This window comes from Streptomyces sp. NPDC103540, assembly GCF_055584445.1.
The window spans coordinates 268101-284545 of sequence record NZ_JBVJMA010000003.1 but is presented as its reverse complement, the minus strand read 5'-3'; the positions used below and the strand labels follow the sequence as shown (position 1 = coordinate 284545).

The following is a 16445-nucleotide window of genomic DNA, read 5'->3' as shown; positions in this document are numbered from 1 at the left end:
GTACTGAAGAAGTACTGCTCGGATTGCACCATGTGTACGGCGGGTGAACCACCGCACGGATCATCCGAACACCAGCACCCACGGATTGGGCGTCCGTACAGCCCCGCAGGTCAGGCCATGTGCGCGTCCGCGACGGTCAGGGCCTCGTCGAGGATCGCGAGCCCCTTGGCCACGTCGTCGGCCGAGATGTTGCAGGGCGGCGCGACGTGGATGCGGTTGCCGGCGAGGAGCGGCCACAGGCCGCCCTTCTTCAGGGCCGCGCCGAAGGCCGCCATCGGCGCGGCCTCCGCGCCGGCGGCGTTGTAGGGCACCAGCGGCTCGCGCGTCGCCGGGTCGCGTACGAGCTCCAGGGCCCAGAAGGTGCCCAGACCGCGCACCTCGCCGACGGACGGGTGCCGCTCGGCGACGGCCCGCAGCCCCGGGCCCAGCAGTTCGGCGCCGGTGCGCGCGGACTGCTCGACGATGCCCTCCTCGGCCATGGTCTCGACGGTGGCGACGGCCGCCGCGCAGGCCAGCACGTGCCCGGAGTAGGTGAGCCCGCCCGGGTAGGGGCGGCGGGCGAAGGTCTCGGCGATGGCGGCGGAGATCGCCACGCCGCCGAGCGGTACGTAGCCGCTGGTGATGCCCTTGGCGAAGCAGAGCAGGTCGGGGGTGACGTCCCAGTGCTCGGCGGCGAACCAGGTGCCGGTGCGGCCGAAGCCCACCATGACCTCGTCGAGGATGAAGACGATGCCGTACCGGTCGCACAGCGCCCGGACGCCCGCGAGGTAGCCGGCCGGGGGCACCAGGACGCCGGGGGCGCCGCCGACGGTCTCCAGGATGATCGCGGCGATCGACTGCGGGCCCTCGAAGACGATCGTGTCCTCCAGGTGGCGCAGCGCGCGCTCGCACTCCTCGGCCTCGGTCGTCGCGTGGAACGGCGAGCGGTACAGGAACGGGCCCCAGAAGTGCACGACGCCGGCGGTCGCGCTGTCGTTGCCGAAACGACGGGCGTCACCGGTGAGGTTGATCGCCGTCGACGTGGCCCCGTGGTACGAGCGGTATGCGGACATCACCTTGGGTCGGCCGGTGTGCAGCCGGGCCATGCGCACGGCGTTCTCCACGGCCTCGGCGCCCGCGTTGGTGAAGAAGATCTTGTCCAGGTCGCCGGGGGTGCGCTCCGCGATGAGGCGCGCGGCCTCGGAGCGGACGTCCACGGCGAAGCCGGGCGCGACGGTGCAGAGCTTCGCCGCCTGCTCCGCGATGGCGGCGGCCACCTTCGGGTGCTGGTAGCCGATGTTGGTGTAGACGAGCGCGCTGGAGAAGTCGAGGAAGCGGTTCCCGTCGTAGTCCCAGAAGTACGAGCCCTCGGCGCCGGCCACGGCCAGGGGGTCGATGAGCTCCTGCGCCGACCAGGAATGGAAGACGTGTTGGCGGTCGGCGCTTTTCACGGCGTCTTTCACGGCGGCGAGGTGCTCGGCTTCTGCGTTCATGTCCCGAGGGTAGTTGTCCAGGATGTGGACCCCGGGGTGCCTCCGGCGGGGCGCGACCGAACGCCGACCTGACGGACCGGGAGGGCCCTCCTCGACGGGCCCGGCGGGCCCGGCCTACCGTCGTCGTGACCTGCCGCCGCTCCACGGGGGAGACCGGCGGGACGTCCGGGGCGCCGCCTCCGCGCCGGCCCCCGGCGGCGCGGAGGGCCCCTGCCGCGAGGCCGCCCGGCCGCCCGGCCGTCGGTCCGGCGCCGGTACGCCGCCGGCCGCGGCGGGCGCGCGCCCACTGCCCGCCCCCCGGGCGGCGCGGCCCTCGGCCACGTGGCCGAACGTACGGATTCGGCCTTCTCCGCCGGGGGTAGGTGCGCCGCCGAGGGGACGGGCGGCGCGGAGACGGGAGAGCCTGTGGCCGAGCAGACGCGGAGGCTGGTCCTGGCCGGCGGCGTCGTGACCGGGGTCGTCACCCGCTGCCGCGACTTCACCCGGGGCGCGCTGGCCGACTGGCGGTGGCCGTCGGACGCGGAGGAGACCGAGGACGTCCTGCTGCTCGTATCGGAGCTGGTCACCAACGCCTGCCTGCACGCGGGCGGCCCGCGCGAGCTGGTCCTGCGCCACGCCCCCGGGCTGCTGCGCCTGGAGGTCCGCGACGACAGCCCCGAACCGCCCCGGCGGCGGCCCGCGGGGCAACGGGGGCGCCCGGGCGGGCACGGCCTGGTCCTGCTGGACCGGCTCACCGTCGGCTGGGGCGTCGAGGCGGCGGACCCCTCCGGCAAGACCGTCTGGGCGGCCGTGCGGCCACCGGGGTCGGACGGTCCGCGGCGCCCCGATCCCGCATAGGCTGCGCCGCATGGAGACGTACACGATCGGTCAGGCAGCCCGGCTCCTCGGCGTCAGCAGCGACACCGCCCGGCGGTGGGCGGACGCCGGGCGCTTCCCGACGCGGCGCGAGGGGACCCGCCGGATCGTCGAGGGCACGGACCTGGCGGCGTTCTGCGTCGAGGTCGCCCAGGAGGGCGGGGAGGACGCCGACGCCCCGTACACCTCGGCGCGCAACGCCTTCCCCGGCATCGTGACCGGCATCAAGCTGGGCAGCGTCGGGGCCCAGGTGGAGATCCAGGCCGGTCCGCACCGCGTGGTGTCGCTGCTGACCCGGGAGGCGGTGGAGGAACTGGGCCTGGTGGTGGGCATGCGGGCCACCGCCCGGGTGAAGTCCACCAGCGTCTTCGTGGACCGCGTCTGAGGCGCGCGGCCCCCCGGCACCTCAGGTGAAGACCCCCGCGCGGGCCGCCTCGTAGGCGGACCGCGCCGCGCGCCGCGCCGTGGCCTCGTCCAGGGGCAGCGCGCTGGTCAGGAACCGGTAGTACAGCGGCGCGGACACGGCGCGGACGACCTCGGCGGGGTCGGTGCCCGCCGGCAGTTCCCCCCGCTCCACGGCCGACGCCGCGCAGGGCGCCCATTCCGCGACCCGGACCTCGTAGAAGCGGTGGAGGGCCTCGGCCGTGCGGGCGTCCCCCGTGGCGGCGGCGATCACGGCCTTGAACAGGGCTCCCTGGCGCGGGTCGGCCAGGGTTCGGCGGACGAGTTCGGCGTTGGCCGTCAGGTCCTCCAGCAGCGAGCCCGTGTCGGTGCGCGGCAGTGACTGTTCGGCCATGTCCGTCAGCAGGTCGGCGACGAGTGCGGCCACCGTGCCCCAGCGCCGGTAGACGGTGGTCTTGCCGACCTGCGCGCGGCGGGCCACCTCGGCGAGGTCCAGCCCGTGGAAGCCCTGCTCGGCGAGGGTGTCCCCGGCCGCCTCCAGAACGGCCGCCCGTACGCGCGCCGTCCGCCCCCCGGGGCGCAGCGTCCCGGGCTCGGGTTCGGGTTCGGGTTCGGGTTCGGGCGCGGGTTCGGGCTCGACGGGATCGTTCGACAACTTCATAACGGGTCTCCGGTTCCATTAGTGGCGCACGGCTGCTACTTTGGGATCACCTTAACGGGTCTGCGGTCCCGTTATCGTCCATCCGTCGAAGCCGAAGGGAACCGTCATGGAAGCCACGGAAGCCATGGAGTACAGGCAGCTCGGATCGTCCGGACTCAAGGTCCCCGCGCTCAGCTTCGGAGCCGCCACCTTCGGCGGCAGCGGCCCCCTCTTCGGCGCCTGGGGCACCACCGACACCGAGGAGGCCCGCCGCCTCGTCGACATCTGCCTCGAAGCCGGCATCAACCTCTTCGACACCGCCGACGTCTACTCCGCCGGCGCCTCGGAGGAGGTGCTCGGGCAGGCGCTCAAGGGCCGCCGCGACCGGGTCCTGATCTCCACCAAGGCCGGACTGCCCACCGGCGACGGCCCCCTGGACGCGGGCACCTCCCGCTCCCGCCTGATCAAGGCCACCGAGGACGCCCTGCGCCGCCTCGACACCGACTACATCGACCTCTTCCAGCTCCACGCCTTCGACGCCGCGACCCCCGTCGAGGAGGTGCTCTCCACCCTCGACCGACTCGTGCGCGACGGCAAGATCCGCTACGTCGGCGTCTCCAACTTCGCCGGCTGGCAGCTCATGAAGTCCCTGTCCGCCGCCGAACGACACGGCCTGCCCCGCTACGTCGCCCACCAGGTCCACTACTCCCTCGTCGGCCGCGACTACGAGTGGGACCTGATGCCCCTGGGCCACGACCAGGGCGTCGGCGCCCTCGTGTGGAGCCCGCTCGGCTGGGGCCGGCTCACCGGCCGACTGCGCCGCGGCCTGCCCCTGCCCGCCGGCAGCCGGCTCCACGCGACCGCCGACTACGGCCCGCCCGTCGACGACGAACTCCTCTACGACGTGGTCGACGTCCTCGACGCGGTGGCCGAGGAGACCGGCCGCACGATCCCGCAGGTCGCCATCAACTGGCTGCTGCGCCGCCCCACCGTGGCCTCCGTCATCATCGGCGCCCGCAACGAGGAACAACTGCGCCAGAACATCGGGGCCGTCGGCTGGAGCCTGACGCCCGACCAGGTGGCCCGCCTCGACGCGGTGAGCCGGCGCCCGGCCCCGTACCCCCACTTCCCCTACGAGCGCCAGGAGGGCTTCGCCCGCCTGAACCCCCCGCTCGTCTGATCCGGGGTCGGACGGGCGCGCGCCCTGCGCGCCGCGCCCCGATCGTCCGTCATGGTGGGCGGAGAAGGGCGGCCGGGACCGCCCGCGAGCGCGTCCCCGAGGAGCCGTCACGTGAGCGAACAGGACAACGGGGTGCGCCGGCTGCCGCTGCCCGGATGGATGCGCCGGCACACCCCGCTGCTGAGCCGGGTGCTGGACCAGTTCCGCAGCGTACGGATCCTCGACTGCGCGACCCGGCTCGCCGCCCAGGCCTTCCTCGGCGGGGTGCCCGCGCTGTTCGTGATCGCCGCCCTCGCCCCCGACTGGCTCAAGGAGGACCTCGTCGAATCGCTGCGCAGCGCCGTCGGCCTCCAGGACGCCGCGCTGGACCAGGTGACGGCCGTCTACGCCGCCACCGACGAGGTGGCCAAGGCGAGCACCGGCGGGGTGGGCATCATCGTGACCCTGCTGTCGGCGACCGCGTGCAGCCGCGCCCTCCAGAGCACCTGCGAACGGGCCTGGCACCTGCCCAAGGCCAAGGCCGCGCTCGCCGCCTGGCGGTGGGTCGCGTGGATCGTCGTGTGGCTGACGGCGCTGCTCTTCCAGGGCCCCGTGCTGAACGCCTTCGGGACGGGGCGGATCGCCGGGTTGGTCCTCGCGACCCTCGCCGCCACCCTGCTGTGGTGGTGGACGCAGCACCTGCTGCTCGGGGGCCGGGTGCCGTGGCTGCCGCTGCTGCCCGGCGCGCTGCTGGCCGGTGTGGGGCAGCAGGCGCTGTCGCTGGGGTCGCGGATCTACATGCCGGCCGCGGTCAACCGCAGTCTGGGGGAGTTCGGCGGACTCGGCGCGGTCTTCGTCCTGCTGTCGTGGCTGATCGTGCTGTTCACCATCGTCACCGTCGCCATCGCCCTGGGCCAGGTCATCGCCCGCGAACCCTGGCCGGCCCGGTTGCTCGGCACGCCTCAGGAGGAGCCCCGCTGACCTGCTCCCGTCCGCTCCGCCGGTCCCGCCGGTCCCGCCCGGCCGCCCGCGGCCAGCAGGGCGAGGACGGCGAGCACCGCGAGGAGCACCAGCACCAGCAACAGCACGGTGAGCACCGTCGGGTGGTTCCACAGGGCGAAGACCAGGGCGACGACGAGCACCGCGGCGGTCGTCAGCCACCGCCGGTTCGCCTCCACCCACCGGCCCGCGCCGCCCGGGTCCACCCCGTGGGCCAGACCCCAGCGGGCCGCGGAGTCCGCGGTGCGTTCGGAGCCGCGCCGCACGGCGCCCGGCAGCCGGCCGGGCCCGGTGAGCCAGGCGCCGAGCGCGACGACCACGCCCAGGACGATCGCCGTGCGCAGGGCGGTGCGCAGGAAGCGCACCAGGGTGTCGAAGACGGCCGCCGCGGCCGCCGGCGACTGCACCTGCTCGGGCAGCCGGTCGAGGTAGACGTGGCGTACGACGACCAGCGCGACGGACACCAGGAGGCAGGCGGCCGCCGCGCACAGCGCGGTGGTGACCAGGGCCCGGCGCCGGCGCCGGGCGAGCAGCACCCCGGCCGCGCCCAGCAGGACGGTGAGGACGGGCAGCCAGTTGCCGACGACGTCCAGGAGGTGCACGGCCCCGCGGATCTTCCCCAGTTGGTCGGAGTGGAAGAGCACGAGCCGCTTGTCCACCTCGGGGATCTTCTCGGCGGGGGCCAGCCCCGCCTTCACCAGGTCCTGCTTGACCTCGTCCACGGCGGCGCCGAGGTCCAGGGTCACCGTGCCCCCGTCGACCTCGACGGGCCCGCGCCCGTGGCCGGTGAGCGCCCGTACGACGGAGGCGTGCGCGAGGCGGTTGGCCCCGACCCACAGCCGCTCGAAGCGGTCGCCCTCGACGAAGCGGGTCGCCGCCTTCGTGACGGCCCGGTCGGTGGCCTCGTCGAGCTGCGGGCCGAGCGCCCTGACCGCGGTGCCGACCGCCGGCGGCAGCCCGCGGTCCTGCAACCAGGCCGCGAGGTCGGCCGTGATCCGGGGCCCGTCCACGCGTACGTCGGCGGCCTGGGTGATCCGCCCGACGGCCGCGGCCCGGATCGCCGGGTCGGTGGCGAGCGGGGTGACGGTCTGCACGTAGCGGCGGTCGTCCAACACGATGTCGTGGACCCACACGGTCAGCAGTGACACCGGCACCAGCAGGCAGGTGAGCGCGATCAGTACGGCGGACAGCCCGGCGCGGGCGGCCCGCCCGCCCCGCCCGCCCCGCCGACCGTCGGCGGGCGGAGGCGGGCCGGACGGCGCGTCACCGGTCGGCCCGTTCCCGGGCGGCGGGGTCGACGGCGGGTTCGACGACGGGCTCGACGGCGGGTTCGACGGCGGGTTCGACGGCGGGTTCGACGGCACGTTCTCGGACGGCACGCTCATGCCGTCCATTGGATCCCCGGCCGCGCGCCGCCGCGCGCCCGGTTACCCCGTCCGGGCCTGGGGGCGGGCGCGTTCGGCCCGCTCCCGGCCCGGCGGCGGCTACCGCGGCTCGTGTCCCTGCGCGCGCAGGACGTCGGCCACGCGCGGGGGCTCGTAGGCCTCGCCCTTGAGGACCTTGCCGTCCTCGCGGCGGGCGGGGCGGCCGTCCGGGCCCAGCTTGGACATGTTGGCGCGGTGGACCTCGGCGAGCACCGCGTCGAGGTCGATGCCGTGGACGGCGGCGGTCCCGTAGGCGATGTAGACCACGTCGGCCAGCTCGTGGGCGATGTCGACGAGCCGCCCGGACTCGGTGGCCTCGGCCAGTTCGGTCACCTCCTCCTGGAGCAGCACCTGACGGTGCGCGGCCAACGCGGGCGCGACGGAGGTCGGTCGGGTCGCGAGGTCCAGCCCGAAGGCCTCGTGGAACGCGCGGACCAGTTCCTGGGGGGTGGGTGAGGTGGTCATGCGGCCCTGCCTTCGGTCGTGGGGGAGGTGGGGGAGGCGTGGTCGGCGCCGGCGCGGCGCAGTGCGAGCACCGCGTTGTGGCCGCCGAAGCCGAAGGAGTTGCTGAGGACGACGTCGCCGCCGGTCGGCAGGCCGCGCGGGACGAACGTCACCACGTCCAGGTCGCAGGCGTCGTCGCGGTCGTCGCAGCCGAGGGTGGGCGGTACGAGGCCGTGGTGCAGGGTGAGCGCGGCCACCACCCCCTCGACGCCGCCGGCGCCGCCCTGGAGGTGCCCGATGTTGCCCTTGACGGCCGTGACCGGCACCCCCTCGGCGTCCGGGGAGCCGGCCGCGCGTTCGTCCAGGAAGCGGCGCAGCGCCGTGGCCTCGGCCAGGTCCCCCTCGACGGTGGCGGTGGCGTGCGCGTTGACGTGGACGACGTCGGCCGGGACGGAACCCGCGTCGGCGAGCGCGCGGCGCAGGGCGAGGAGGATCCCCGCGCCGGAGGGGTCGGGTGCGACGAGGTGGTGGGCGTCGGCGGACAGCCCCCAGCCGGCGGCCTCGCAGTAGACGCGGGCCCCGCGGGCGCGGGCGTGTTCCTCGGACTCCAGGACGACCAGTCCGGCGCCCTCGCCGTGGACGAAGCCGTCGCGGTCCTTGGCGAAGGGGCGCGAGGCGCGGTCGGGTTCGGCGTTGCGGGTCGACAGGGCGCGCATGGCGGTGAAGGCGGCCATCACGGCGGGGGTGACGGCGGCCTCCGTGCCGCCCGCGAGGACGACGTCGACGTGGCCGTGGCGGATGCGGTCGATGGCCGCTCCGATGGCCTCCGTGCCCGAGGCGCAGGCGCTGATGACGGTCCGGGCCTCGCCGGTGATCCCGAGTTCGAGGGAGATCTGCGCGGCCGGCTGGGAGGGCACCGTCATGGCGGCGGTGAGCGGTGAGACCCGCTCGGGGCCCTTCTCGCGCATCCTGCGGTCCCCCTCGACGAGGACCGGGGCGCCGCCGATGATGGTGCCGACGCTCACGCCGACCCGGCTCGGGTCGAGGCCGCTGTCGAGGGTCCCCGACTCCTCGAAGCCGGCGTCGCGCCAGGCCTCGCGGGCGGCGACCACCGCGAACTGGGCGGCGCGGCCCATGCGTCGGGCCCGGACGCGGGGCAGCAGGTCGGCGGGGTCGACGGGGACGGTCGCGGCGATGCGCACCGTCTGGTCGGAGAACTCCTCGTCCGGCAGGGCGCGTACGCCGCTGCGTCCCTCCAGGAGTCCTCGCCACAGGGAGGGGACACCGACGCCGAGCGGGGTGATCGCCCCCAGGCCGGTGATGACGACCCTGCGAGGTGTCGCGTGGGTCACTTCTACGTGCCGGCCGGGGGTGGTGGGCGGCTGGTGCATGTGGTTCTGCTTTCCTGTTCCATGCTTTCAACTGTCGGTCCGTGCTCGACAGTTGCCTGCATGAAAGTCACGTCGTGGACGCCCGCGCAAGGTCTTGAGACGCGCGTCACCCGATACCCCGCAATGGGGCTTCGAGTCGGCGGTCGTGACAGGGGTGCGCGGTACACTTCGACACCAGATCACGCCCTGAACGGGTGAGCACCATCGCGGGGGGAATTTTAACGATGGGGACAACTGGCGTTCACAGACGGGCTCCCGATTCCGAGCCCGCTCCCCAGGTGATGGAGCTGCCTCAGCTCCTGCGCGTCTGGCGGAGTGACGCGGGTCGTAAACTGCGCCGGGACCGTGCGATTCCGCAGAAGGAAGTCGCCGAAATCATGGGCGTGAGCGAACGGTGGTACCGGAGTCTGGAATCCGGTGATTCTATTTCGCTGTCCAGTGACATATTGGGTCGGCTTTCCGAGGCATTGGTTCTGGGGCCCGACGAGCGCATGGTCCTCTACAGTCGCGCGCTCGACGGGGCGGGACTCGCCCTCACGGACGAGGAGGGCGCGGCCGAGAACCAGCTCGCGCTGTTGCAGGTGGTGACGGCCCAGACGCAATTCCCCGCCTATCTCACCGACGCCTGCTGGAACATCGTCGGCTACAACACCCTCATGTCCACCTGGTTCCCCTGGGTCCTGGAGCCCGGCGCGAACCTGATGCGGTGGGCGCTGACCGATCCGAGCGCCCGCGAGCAGATGCTGGACTGGGGCCGGCACGCCGAGGTCTACCTCGCCATGGTGCGGTTCGCCCTGGCCACGGGCACGCACAAGGAGTCGTTCGACCAGCTCCTCGACCAGGTCCTGCGGGATCCCGAGTGCGCCCGGATCTGGGCGCGGGGGCCGAAGGTCATCGCCTTCCGCCACGGGCACCGGTACCGGCTGAGCCTGCCGCACGTCTCGCCGGAGCCGATCACCGTCAACTCCCAGGTGCTGCTCCCCGCCTATCAGCACGGACTGCGCTGCGTGATGCTGCTTCCGCAGACGCCTCCCGTGTCGACGTCCCCCGCGCGGCCCCCCGCCGCGTCGGGGTCCGTCCTTCCCCACTCGCAATAACGTCACAGTACACGCGGAACCGCGCCGCGGACCGGCAAAGTTCTGCCGCTTCCGCATTCTTCCGACGGGCGACCGGCAAACATTTGCCGGTCGCCTTTCGTTTGTTCTCCTTGTCCGATTCCCAATGCTCAGGAAACGGACAAGTCGGTACAGCGGCAAACTTCTGCCGCTTGACGAACGCTTGAGCCGCCGACCATCCTCGTGCCACCGAAAGCGTTTTCCACCGAAAGCCTTCCGGCGCATCGTTCACACAGGTCGACCGATATCCGGTCGACTCCGTCCCGGCGTACGCGAGTCATCTCGTGGGCGCGTACGGGCATTTTCCCGTCGGAGATCCTGACCGATTCCTGAGATCGCGCGCGCACCGCGCTGCCATTGACGTCCACCTACAGGTCGCACCACGGCCTGAGCAGTCACATGAAGGTCTTAGAGCATGGCACTGCAATTCGCGAGCACGGCCAACCGGACCGTGCTCGCCCGCCGGCAACGCAATCGCCTCGACCAGGCTTTCGTCGAAGCCGACTACCGCAGCCGCTTCCGTACCTGGGAACGCGTCGCCACCGTCCGCAACAGCCCCGTCCGGGTGCTCGACGGCGACGGCGAGCTGTTCTTCAGCCCCGAACTCGTACCCGCCCTCGCCCACCCGATCCTCCGGGCGGCGCGGCCGCAGGTCCGCGAGACGCTGCTCGTCCACCGCCTCTACGAATACCTCAAGTTCACGATCGACCTCGAGCAGAGCGCCGTCATCCCGGTCACCGGGCACATCAGCCGCGGCATGTCCGGACTGGACCTGCCCGAACCGATGCGCATGGACGCCTTCAAGATCGTCACCGACGAGGCCTGGCACGCGCAGTTCACCTACGAGATCCTGCGCGACGTCCGCGCCCGCACCGGCATCGCACCGGCCCTGCCGGACACGCCGACGTTCACCGCCGAACTGGCCCGGATCCACGAGGAACTCCCGAGCGAGATCCGCGGCCTGGACGAGATGCTCTTCGCCATCGTCAGCGAGACGCTCATTTCCTCCATCCTCGACGAACTGCCCCGCGACGAACGGCTCCCCGAGGGCGTCCGCGAGATGGTCGCCGACCACGCCGTCGACGAGGCCAAGCACCACTCCTACTTCTCGACGCTGCTGCGCCACCTGTGGCCCGCGATGACGCGCCGCGAACGCGAGCTCGCCGGCCCGTACATCCCCCGGCTGATCTTCGCCTTCCTGGAGCCGGACTACGAGAGCGCCGCCCTGGGCCTGCGGGCGTCCGGGCTCGCCGGCCACGAGGTCGAAGAGGTCATGACGGACGTCTACACCCGCGAGAAGACCGTGGACGACGTGCGCCGCGGCGCCGCGCCCACCCTCCAGTACTTCATCGAGGCCGGGGCGCTGGAACACGGCGCCACCCTCGAGGCCTTCCAGGAATCGGGGTTGATCGCGTGAGGCCCGCCATCGTCTCGGCCGCACGGGCCCTGACGCCGACCGTCACCCAGTACTGGCTCACCCACCAGGACGGCGACGCGCCCCTGCCGGCCGCCGTACCCGGTCAGCACGTCACGCTGCGCGTCGGACCCCGGGTGAAGACCTTCACCGTCGTCGCCGCCGACGAGGACGGCTACGAGCTGGCCGTCCGCACCCGCGAGCGCGGCGGACAGCGCGACCACGTGTCGCCGCGGCTGCACGTCGGCGCCCGGGTCCGCGTCGGCGAGCCGGGCGGCCGGTTCACCGCCGAGAACCCCGCACCGTTCAGCCACTTCCTGGCCGCCGGCGTGGGCGTCAACCCGATCCTCGCGCTGCTGGAGAGCGGCCGGGTGCGCGACTGGCGGCTGGTCTACGTCGACCGGGGCGCCGCCGAGTTCCCCTTCCTCGACCGGCTCCACGCGCTGGCGGCCGCGCAGAACGGCACCGTCGTCGTCTTCGACACGGCCGCGCACGGCCGCCCCGACTGGACCGCCGTCGTCACGGGCATCCCGACCGGCGCCACCCTCGGCGTGTGCGGGCCGCCCGCGATGGTGGCGCAGGTCCGGGCCGCCGCGGAACTCGTCCCCGGCACCCGGAACCTGGCCACCGACGGCCCCTCGGCGGGGTCGGCGGGCGACGTGCCCGCGTCCGTCGAGGTGGAGTGCGCCAAGACCGGCGTCACCTTCGAGTTCGGGCAGAACCAGCCCCTGTTGGACGCGCTCCAGAGCAACGGCGTACCCGTGCCGTCCTCGTGCCGGCAGGGCATCTGCGGGACCTGCGAGGTCCAGGTGCACGACGGCCGCATCGACCACCGCGACGAGGTGCTGACCGACCAGGAGAAGGACGAGTCGCGCTACATGATCCCGTGCGTGAGCAAGTCGATCGGCGAGCGGCTCGTCCTCAACGTCTGACCCGCCCCGAACGCCCGGTGCCCCCCGCCTCATGACCAGGAAGACCGCTGTGAACCAGCTCATCGACGACTACGCCGGCCGACTCGGCCTGAGCACACCCCTGGAGCCGACCCTCGACTGCCTGCGCCGGCTGCACGAGGCCCACCTGTACACCGTCCCCTTCGAGAACTTCGGCATGCACCGCAACGCGGAGCGCGGCCTGGGCGAGGAGGTCCTGCACGCGGCGATCGTGCGGGGCCGCCGGGGCGGCATCTGCTTCGAGACCGGACTGATGATGCGGTGGCTGTTCGAGGCCTGCGGATTCGACCACGAGGTCCGCCTCGCCTCCTGCGTCAACCCGACGTACGGTCTCGGCCCGGCCACCCACCAGGTCTTCGTCGTGACCATCGACGGAACCCGCTGGCTCTTCGACATCGGCTACGGCGCCCAGGGCCCCCGGGGCCCGTTCCCGCTGGTGGACGGCGAGGGCTTCGAGCACCCGGCGCTGTCCACCCGGGTCGCCAAGGTGGCCCCCGCCGGCGAGGGCGGCGCCCCGGTGTGGGAGGTCTCCATCCGCGAGCACGCGACGGGCGCGACCGAGTGGCGCGAGATCTACCGCTTCGTGGACGCCCCGGCGGCGGACATCGACCTGGAGATGGCGCACTTCTACACGGTCGCCTCCCCCGACAGCCTGCTGAACCGGCACAAGGTGGCGAGCGTCCCCACCCCCACCGGGCGGGTCAGCGTCCGCGACCTGTTCCTGACGGTCGTCCACGACGGCGTCAGCACGACCACCCCCATCGCGGACCGCGCGGAACTGCGCGCGCTGCTCGAACGACACTTCGGCCTCGTCGTGCCCGAGCGCGAGCTGGCACCGGCACTGGCCGGGGCGCCCGAGCCCTCGCCGGCCGCCGTGCCCGTTCCCGCGGCCGGCGCTCCCGCCGTGGCTCCCGCCCCCGCCGCGCCCGTTCCCGCGTACGCCTCCGCGCCCGAAAGGCACTGACCCATGCACTACCTGACCGTCCCGGGCTACACCGGATCCGGCCCCGACCACTGGCAGACGCACCTGGAGAACACCTACGCGGACTTCACCCGCGTCGTCCAGGACGACTGGGAGGTCGTCGACCGCGGCCGTTGGGTCGCCCGCCTCGACGAGGCCGTGCGCGCCGTCGACGGGGACGTCTTCCTCATCGGGCACAGCTGCGGATCGGTGACCATCGCGCAGTGGGCCGCGACCCGCTACGACCGCCGCGTCGTCGGCGCGCTGCTGGTGGCCCCGGCCGACGTCGACGCGCCCGACGTGATGCCCGCCATCGCCCCCCAGGCCCCCCTGCCGACGAGCGCGCTGCCGCTGCCGACGCACCTCGTCGTCTCCGACGACGACCCGTTCCTGTCGCTGCAGCGGGGCATGGCGCTCGGCAAGCGGTGGGGGAGCGAGGTCGAGGTCATCCCGGGCGGGGTCCACTTCGCCACGCGGGACGGCTTCGGCCCGTGGCCGTACGCGGCCGAGCTGATCGGGCGGCTCTCCGGAGCCGCTCCCGTACCGACCCAGGAACGTGTTCCCGTTGCCCAGTAGGTTCTCGGCGGTGCCCCGGCCCGTCTACTTCTATCTCGCCGCCTCCTTCTTCATGGGGCTCGCGAACACCATCTTCGACGTGGTGTTCAACTTCTACCTCGCCGAGCGCGGCATCCAGGAGGCCGACGCGGGCGTGATCTACGCGATCGCCACCGGCGCCATGGCCGTCGCGGTCGTCCCGCTGCTGTTCCTGCGCCGGTACGCCTCGCAGCGCGCGCTCCTCATCGGCGCCTCGGTGCTCTACACCGTGCCCTTCGCCGGGCTGCCGTTCGTCTCCTCGGTCGCCTCGGCCTCCGTCGTGCTCAGCCTGATCCTCTCCGGGATGCTCGGCCTGCTGTCGGTGGGCAACGCCATCGCGGGCGCGCAGGTCCCCGAATCCGCCCGGACGCGCCTGTTCAGCGCGTTCTTCATCAGCTACCTGGGCGCCGGCGTCATCGGCTCCGCGCTGGTGTCCGTCGTCAGCGGTTGGCTGGACACGAGCGACCTGGAGAAGTACCGCTTCTTCCTGCTGCTGTCGTTCCTCGCGGCGTGCGTGATGCTCGTGCTGCGCTTCCCGTCCGGCAAGGCGGTCCCGCAGGCCGCCGCCGCGACCGGGGAGCGGGCGCCCGAAGCGCCGCCGGAGACCCGCAACTTCGTCGCGCTGTTCCTCGCCGCCGGCTTCCTGGGCGCGTCGATCGCGCTGTTCTTCCGGTTCGCCAACGTCCTCTTCGCGCAGGTCTACGACATCTCCGTGAGCGACATCTCGCTCATCCTCGGCACCGACAAGATCGTCAGCATCTTCGGCGCGATCTTCGCGCCCGTGCTGGTCAAGCGCTACTCCCTGCGCCCCAGCGCGGTGATCTTCGGCGTGCTCGCGGTCGTCGGCCTGCTCGTGCAGTCCCTGACCGTGCCGCTCGTCGTCTTCGTCGTGCTCTACCTGCTGCGCCTGCTGTTCAACTACTGCCTGATGCCGCTGCTGGACACGGTCGCGATGTCGGGCTTCGCCCCGGCCCGCCAGATGGTCTCCATCGGCCTGCGCCAGTCCTCGTTCTACCTGGGCGGCGCCGGCGCGGCGGCCCTCTACGGATGGCTGCTCGACGACGGCCGGTGGCAGGCGGCCCTGTGGTTCTCCGCCGGCTGCGCCCTGGTCGGCTCGCTCGCCATGACGTTCGTACGCGGCTCCGAGCCCGGCCGACCGGCCGATGCGGCCGCGGACACGGCCGAGGCCACGGCCGCCGACGGGGACGGGCCGACGCCGAAGAAGCCGAAGAAGGAGGCGGCACATGCCTGACACCCCGAACCCGACCGGCCGGCTCGTGGTGGTGGACCCGTACTCCAGCGGCTCGGTCCTCGCCCGCCGCGCCGCCGAGCGCCACGGCATGGACGCCGTCGCCGTACTGACCCCCGGGACGCTCCCCGCCGCGCTCCGCGCCTCCTACCCGGCCGGCGACTTCGCCGCGGAGGTGCCCTTCACGGACGTGGCGAGGACCGCGGCGGCCGTGGAGGCCCTGTGCGGCGGCCGGCCGCGCCACCTCATCTGCGGTTCCGAGCCCGGCGTCGAGGCCTACGACGCCCTCGCGGAACACTGGGGGCTGCGCCCCAACTCCGGCCCTTCGGAGCCGCGTCGGGACAAGTTCCTGATGCAGGCCCGGCTCAAGGAGGCCGGGGTGCCCTACATCCCGCACCACCTGGGCACGGACACCGAGTCGATCGTGGCCTGGTGCGCGGGGAGCGGCCTGGCGCAGTACGTCCTGAAGCCGGTGAAGTCCTTCGCCACCGACGGGGTGTTCTTCTGCGCCGACCTGGACGAGGTGCGCGCCGCCTGCGGGCTGCTGTTCGCGCGCAGCGACCTGTCCGGGGTGCCGATCACCGAGATCCTGGTCGAGGAACGGCTGGTGGGGCCGGAGTTCGTCGTCGACTCGGTGTCGCTGGACGGCGAGGCGTTCGTCGTCGACATGTTCCGGTACGAGAAGGAGACGGTCGACGGGAACCCGGTCTACCGCGCGATGGCCTCGGTGGACGTCGGCGAGCACCCGGAGGTCGTGGCCTACGTGGAGCGGGCCCTCGCGGCGCTGGGCATCGACAACGGTCCGGCCCACAGCGAACTGATCCTCACCGCGGACGGCCCGGTGCTCATCGAGACGGGCGCGCGGATGCACGGCGGGCTGGGACCGAAGCTGGTCGAGGCCTCGTCCTCGCACTCGTTGATCGACCTGACGCTGGCCTCGCGCGTGGCGCCGGCGGAGTTCCTGGAGCGGACCCGGGTGCGGCCGACCCTGCGCCGCGGGGTGGTGGAGTGCTTCCTGTTCGCGCCGACGGCGGGCGTGCTCACCGCGAACCGGATCGCGGAGCGGTGCGGGGGCCTCGACAGCTTCCTGTTCGACACCTGCGCGCAGGTGCCGGGCGACCGGATCGAGAAGACGGTCGACCTGATCACCTCCTACGGGCGGGTCGTCCTCGCCCACGAGGACCCGGACGTGCTCGCGCGGGACACCGAGTACGTCCTCGCGCTGGACCGCAGCGGCGGACTCATCGAGGTGCGGCCGGAGGACTGACGCCCTCGGGCGCGGCGGCGGGCGGCGGCCCCGGATCCATGGGATCCGGGGCCGCTCCGTCGTACCGGGCGGACCGGTGCGCGTCGCCGTCGCCGTCGCCGTCCACCGG

General features: G+C 73.1%; 16 protein-coding genes. 11 read left to right on the top strand and 5 right to left on the bottom strand.

Features of this window, described 5'->3' with window-relative positions:
* Window positions 1-110 precede the first annotated feature (110 nt).
* Window positions 111-1472: an aminotransferase class III-fold pyridoxal phosphate-dependent enzyme gene (locus tag ACZ6ZI_RS09305; protein ID WP_469518165.1), complete on the bottom strand. Its 1362-nt coding sequence runs from the start codon at window positions 1470-1472 to the stop codon at window positions 111-113.
* A gap of 405 nt (window positions 1473-1877) precedes the next feature.
* Between ACZ6ZI_RS09305 and ACZ6ZI_RS09300 the strand changes: the two genes are divergently transcribed.
* Together ACZ6ZI_RS09300 and ACZ6ZI_RS09295 are read left to right on the top strand one after the other, a co-directional pair.
* Window positions 1878-2309, top strand: a complete 432-nt coding sequence (locus ACZ6ZI_RS09300) for an ATP-binding protein (protein ID WP_469518163.1) — start codon at window positions 1878-1880, stop codon at window positions 2307-2309.
* Window positions 2310-2319: 10 nt separating this feature from the next.
* Window positions 2320-2712: a TOBE domain-containing protein gene (locus ACZ6ZI_RS09295; protein WP_363053665.1), complete on the top strand. Its 393-nt coding sequence runs from the start codon at window positions 2320-2322 to the stop codon at window positions 2710-2712.
* A 21-nt stretch (window positions 2713-2733) separates the two neighbouring features.
* Here the strand turns inward: ACZ6ZI_RS09295 and ACZ6ZI_RS09290 are convergent, their stop codons facing one another.
* Window positions 2734-3390 (bottom strand): TetR/AcrR family transcriptional regulator, encoded by a 657-nt coding sequence (locus ACZ6ZI_RS09290; RefSeq protein WP_469518160.1) that lies wholly within the window; start codon window positions 3388-3390, stop codon window positions 2734-2736.
* A gap of 124 nt (window positions 3391-3514) precedes the next feature.
* On the opposite strand from ACZ6ZI_RS09290, the gene ACZ6ZI_RS09285 reads away from it, so the two are divergent.
* Both ACZ6ZI_RS09285 and ACZ6ZI_RS09280 read left to right on the top strand, forming a co-directional pair.
* Window positions 3515-4549, top strand: a complete 1035-nt coding sequence (locus ACZ6ZI_RS09285; RefSeq protein WP_469518653.1) for an aldo/keto reductase — start codon at window positions 3515-3517, stop codon at window positions 4547-4549.
* Window positions 4550-4660: 111 nt separating this feature from the next.
* Window positions 4661-5509 (top strand): YhjD/YihY/BrkB family envelope integrity protein, encoded by an 849-nt coding sequence (locus tag ACZ6ZI_RS09280; RefSeq protein WP_469518158.1) that lies wholly within the window; start codon window positions 4661-4663, stop codon window positions 5507-5509.
* Here the strand turns inward: ACZ6ZI_RS09280 and ACZ6ZI_RS09275 are convergent.
* The 3 genes from ACZ6ZI_RS09275 to ACZ6ZI_RS09265 all read right to left on the bottom strand — a co-directional run bounded on the left by ACZ6ZI_RS09275 (window position 5491) and on the right by ACZ6ZI_RS09265 (window position 8786).
* Entirely contained in the window at window positions 5491-6912 is a 1422-nt protein-coding gene (locus ACZ6ZI_RS09275) for a hypothetical protein (protein WP_469518156.1), read from the bottom strand. The genes ACZ6ZI_RS09280 and ACZ6ZI_RS09275 overlap by 19 nt on opposite strands.
* A gap of 99 nt (window positions 6913-7011) precedes the next feature.
* On the bottom strand, window positions 7012-7416 hold the full coding sequence (locus tag ACZ6ZI_RS09270; RefSeq protein ID WP_469518153.1) for a pyrophosphohydrolase domain-containing protein: 405 nt from the start codon (window positions 7414-7416) through the stop codon (window positions 7012-7014).
* Window positions 7413-8786, bottom strand: coding sequence for a beta-ketoacyl-[acyl-carrier-protein] synthase family protein (locus ACZ6ZI_RS09265; RefSeq protein WP_469518151.1), 1374 nt, complete (start codon window positions 8784-8786; stop codon window positions 7413-7415). The genes ACZ6ZI_RS09270 and ACZ6ZI_RS09265 overlap by 4 nt, the downstream gene beginning before the upstream one ends.
* 491 nt (window positions 8787-9277) lie before the next feature.
* On the opposite strand from ACZ6ZI_RS09265, the gene ACZ6ZI_RS09260 reads away from it, so the two are divergent.
* The 7 genes from ACZ6ZI_RS09260 to ACZ6ZI_RS09230 all read left to right on the top strand — a co-directional run bounded on the left by ACZ6ZI_RS09260 (window position 9278) and on the right by ACZ6ZI_RS09230 (window position 16336).
* Complete coding sequence (locus tag ACZ6ZI_RS09260) at window positions 9278-9883, top strand: MmyB family transcriptional regulator (protein ID WP_469518149.1); 606 nt, start codon at window positions 9278-9280, stop codon at window positions 9881-9883.
* Between the two features lie 433 nt (window positions 9884-10316).
* On the top strand, window positions 10317-11318 hold the full coding sequence (locus ACZ6ZI_RS09255; RefSeq protein WP_469518146.1) for a diiron oxygenase: 1002 nt from the start codon (window positions 10317-10319) through the stop codon (window positions 11316-11318).
* A complete protein-coding gene (locus ACZ6ZI_RS09250; protein ID WP_469518145.1) occupies window positions 11315-12247 on the top strand; it encodes a 2Fe-2S iron-sulfur cluster-binding protein in 933 nt (310 codons plus the stop codon). The genes ACZ6ZI_RS09255 and ACZ6ZI_RS09250 overlap by 4 nt, the downstream gene beginning before the upstream one ends.
* Window positions 12248-12296: 49 nt before the next feature.
* Window positions 12297-13229, top strand: a complete 933-nt coding sequence (locus ACZ6ZI_RS09245) for an arylamine N-acetyltransferase family protein (protein ID WP_469518143.1) — start codon at window positions 12297-12299, stop codon at window positions 13227-13229.
* A 3-nt stretch (window positions 13230-13232) separates the two neighbouring features.
* Window positions 13233-13802, top strand: coding sequence for an RBBP9/YdeN family alpha/beta hydrolase (locus ACZ6ZI_RS09240; protein ID WP_363053676.1), 570 nt, complete (start codon window positions 13233-13235; stop codon window positions 13800-13802).
* Window positions 13792-15072 (top strand): MFS transporter, encoded by a 1281-nt coding sequence (locus ACZ6ZI_RS09235; RefSeq protein ID WP_469518140.1) that lies wholly within the window; start codon window positions 13792-13794, stop codon window positions 15070-15072. The genes ACZ6ZI_RS09240 and ACZ6ZI_RS09235 overlap by 11 nt, the downstream gene beginning before the upstream one ends.
* Window positions 15065-16336, top strand: coding sequence for an ATP-grasp domain-containing protein (locus ACZ6ZI_RS09230; protein WP_469518138.1), 1272 nt, complete (start codon window positions 15065-15067; stop codon window positions 16334-16336). Before ACZ6ZI_RS09235 ends, ACZ6ZI_RS09230 begins: the two co-directional genes overlap by 8 nt.
* Window positions 16337-16445 lie beyond the last annotated feature (109 nt).

Coding starts and splice junctions, on each gene's coding strand:
- ACZ6ZI_RS09305 (WP_469518165.1), bottom strand. CDS start 1,472: ATGAACGCAGAAGCCGAGCACCTCGCCGCCGTGAAAGACGCCGTGAAA.
- ACZ6ZI_RS09295 (WP_363053665.1), top strand. CDS start 2,320: ATGGAGACGTACACGATCGGTCAGGCAGCCCGGCTCCTCGGCGTCAGC.
- ACZ6ZI_RS09290 (WP_469518160.1), bottom strand. CDS start 3,390: ATGAAGTTGTCGAACGATCCCGTCGAGCCCGAACCCGCGCCCGAACCC.
- ACZ6ZI_RS09285 (WP_469518653.1), top strand. CDS start 3,515: ATGGAGTACAGGCAGCTCGGATCGTCCGGACTCAAGGTCCCCGCGCTC.
- ACZ6ZI_RS09275 (WP_469518156.1), bottom strand. CDS start 6,912: ATGAGCGTGCCGTCCGAGAACGTGCCGTCGAACCCGCCGTCGAACCCG.
- ACZ6ZI_RS09270 (WP_469518153.1), bottom strand. CDS start 7,416: ATGACCACCTCACCCACCCCCCAGGAACTGGTCCGCGCGTTCCACGAG.
- ACZ6ZI_RS09265 (WP_469518151.1), bottom strand. CDS start 8,786: ATGCACCAGCCGCCCACCACCCCCGGCCGGCACGTAGAAGTGACCCAC.
- ACZ6ZI_RS09260 (WP_469518149.1), top strand. CDS start 9,278: ATGGTCCTCTACAGTCGCGCGCTCGACGGGGCGGGACTCGCCCTCACG.
- ACZ6ZI_RS09255 (WP_469518146.1), top strand. CDS start 10,317: ATGGCACTGCAATTCGCGAGCACGGCCAACCGGACCGTGCTCGCCCGC.
- ACZ6ZI_RS09240 (WP_363053676.1), top strand. CDS start 13,233: ATGCACTACCTGACCGTCCCGGGCTACACCGGATCCGGCCCCGACCAC.
- ACZ6ZI_RS09230 (WP_469518138.1), top strand. CDS start 15,065: ATGCCTGACACCCCGAACCCGACCGGCCGGCTCGTGGTGGTGGACCCG.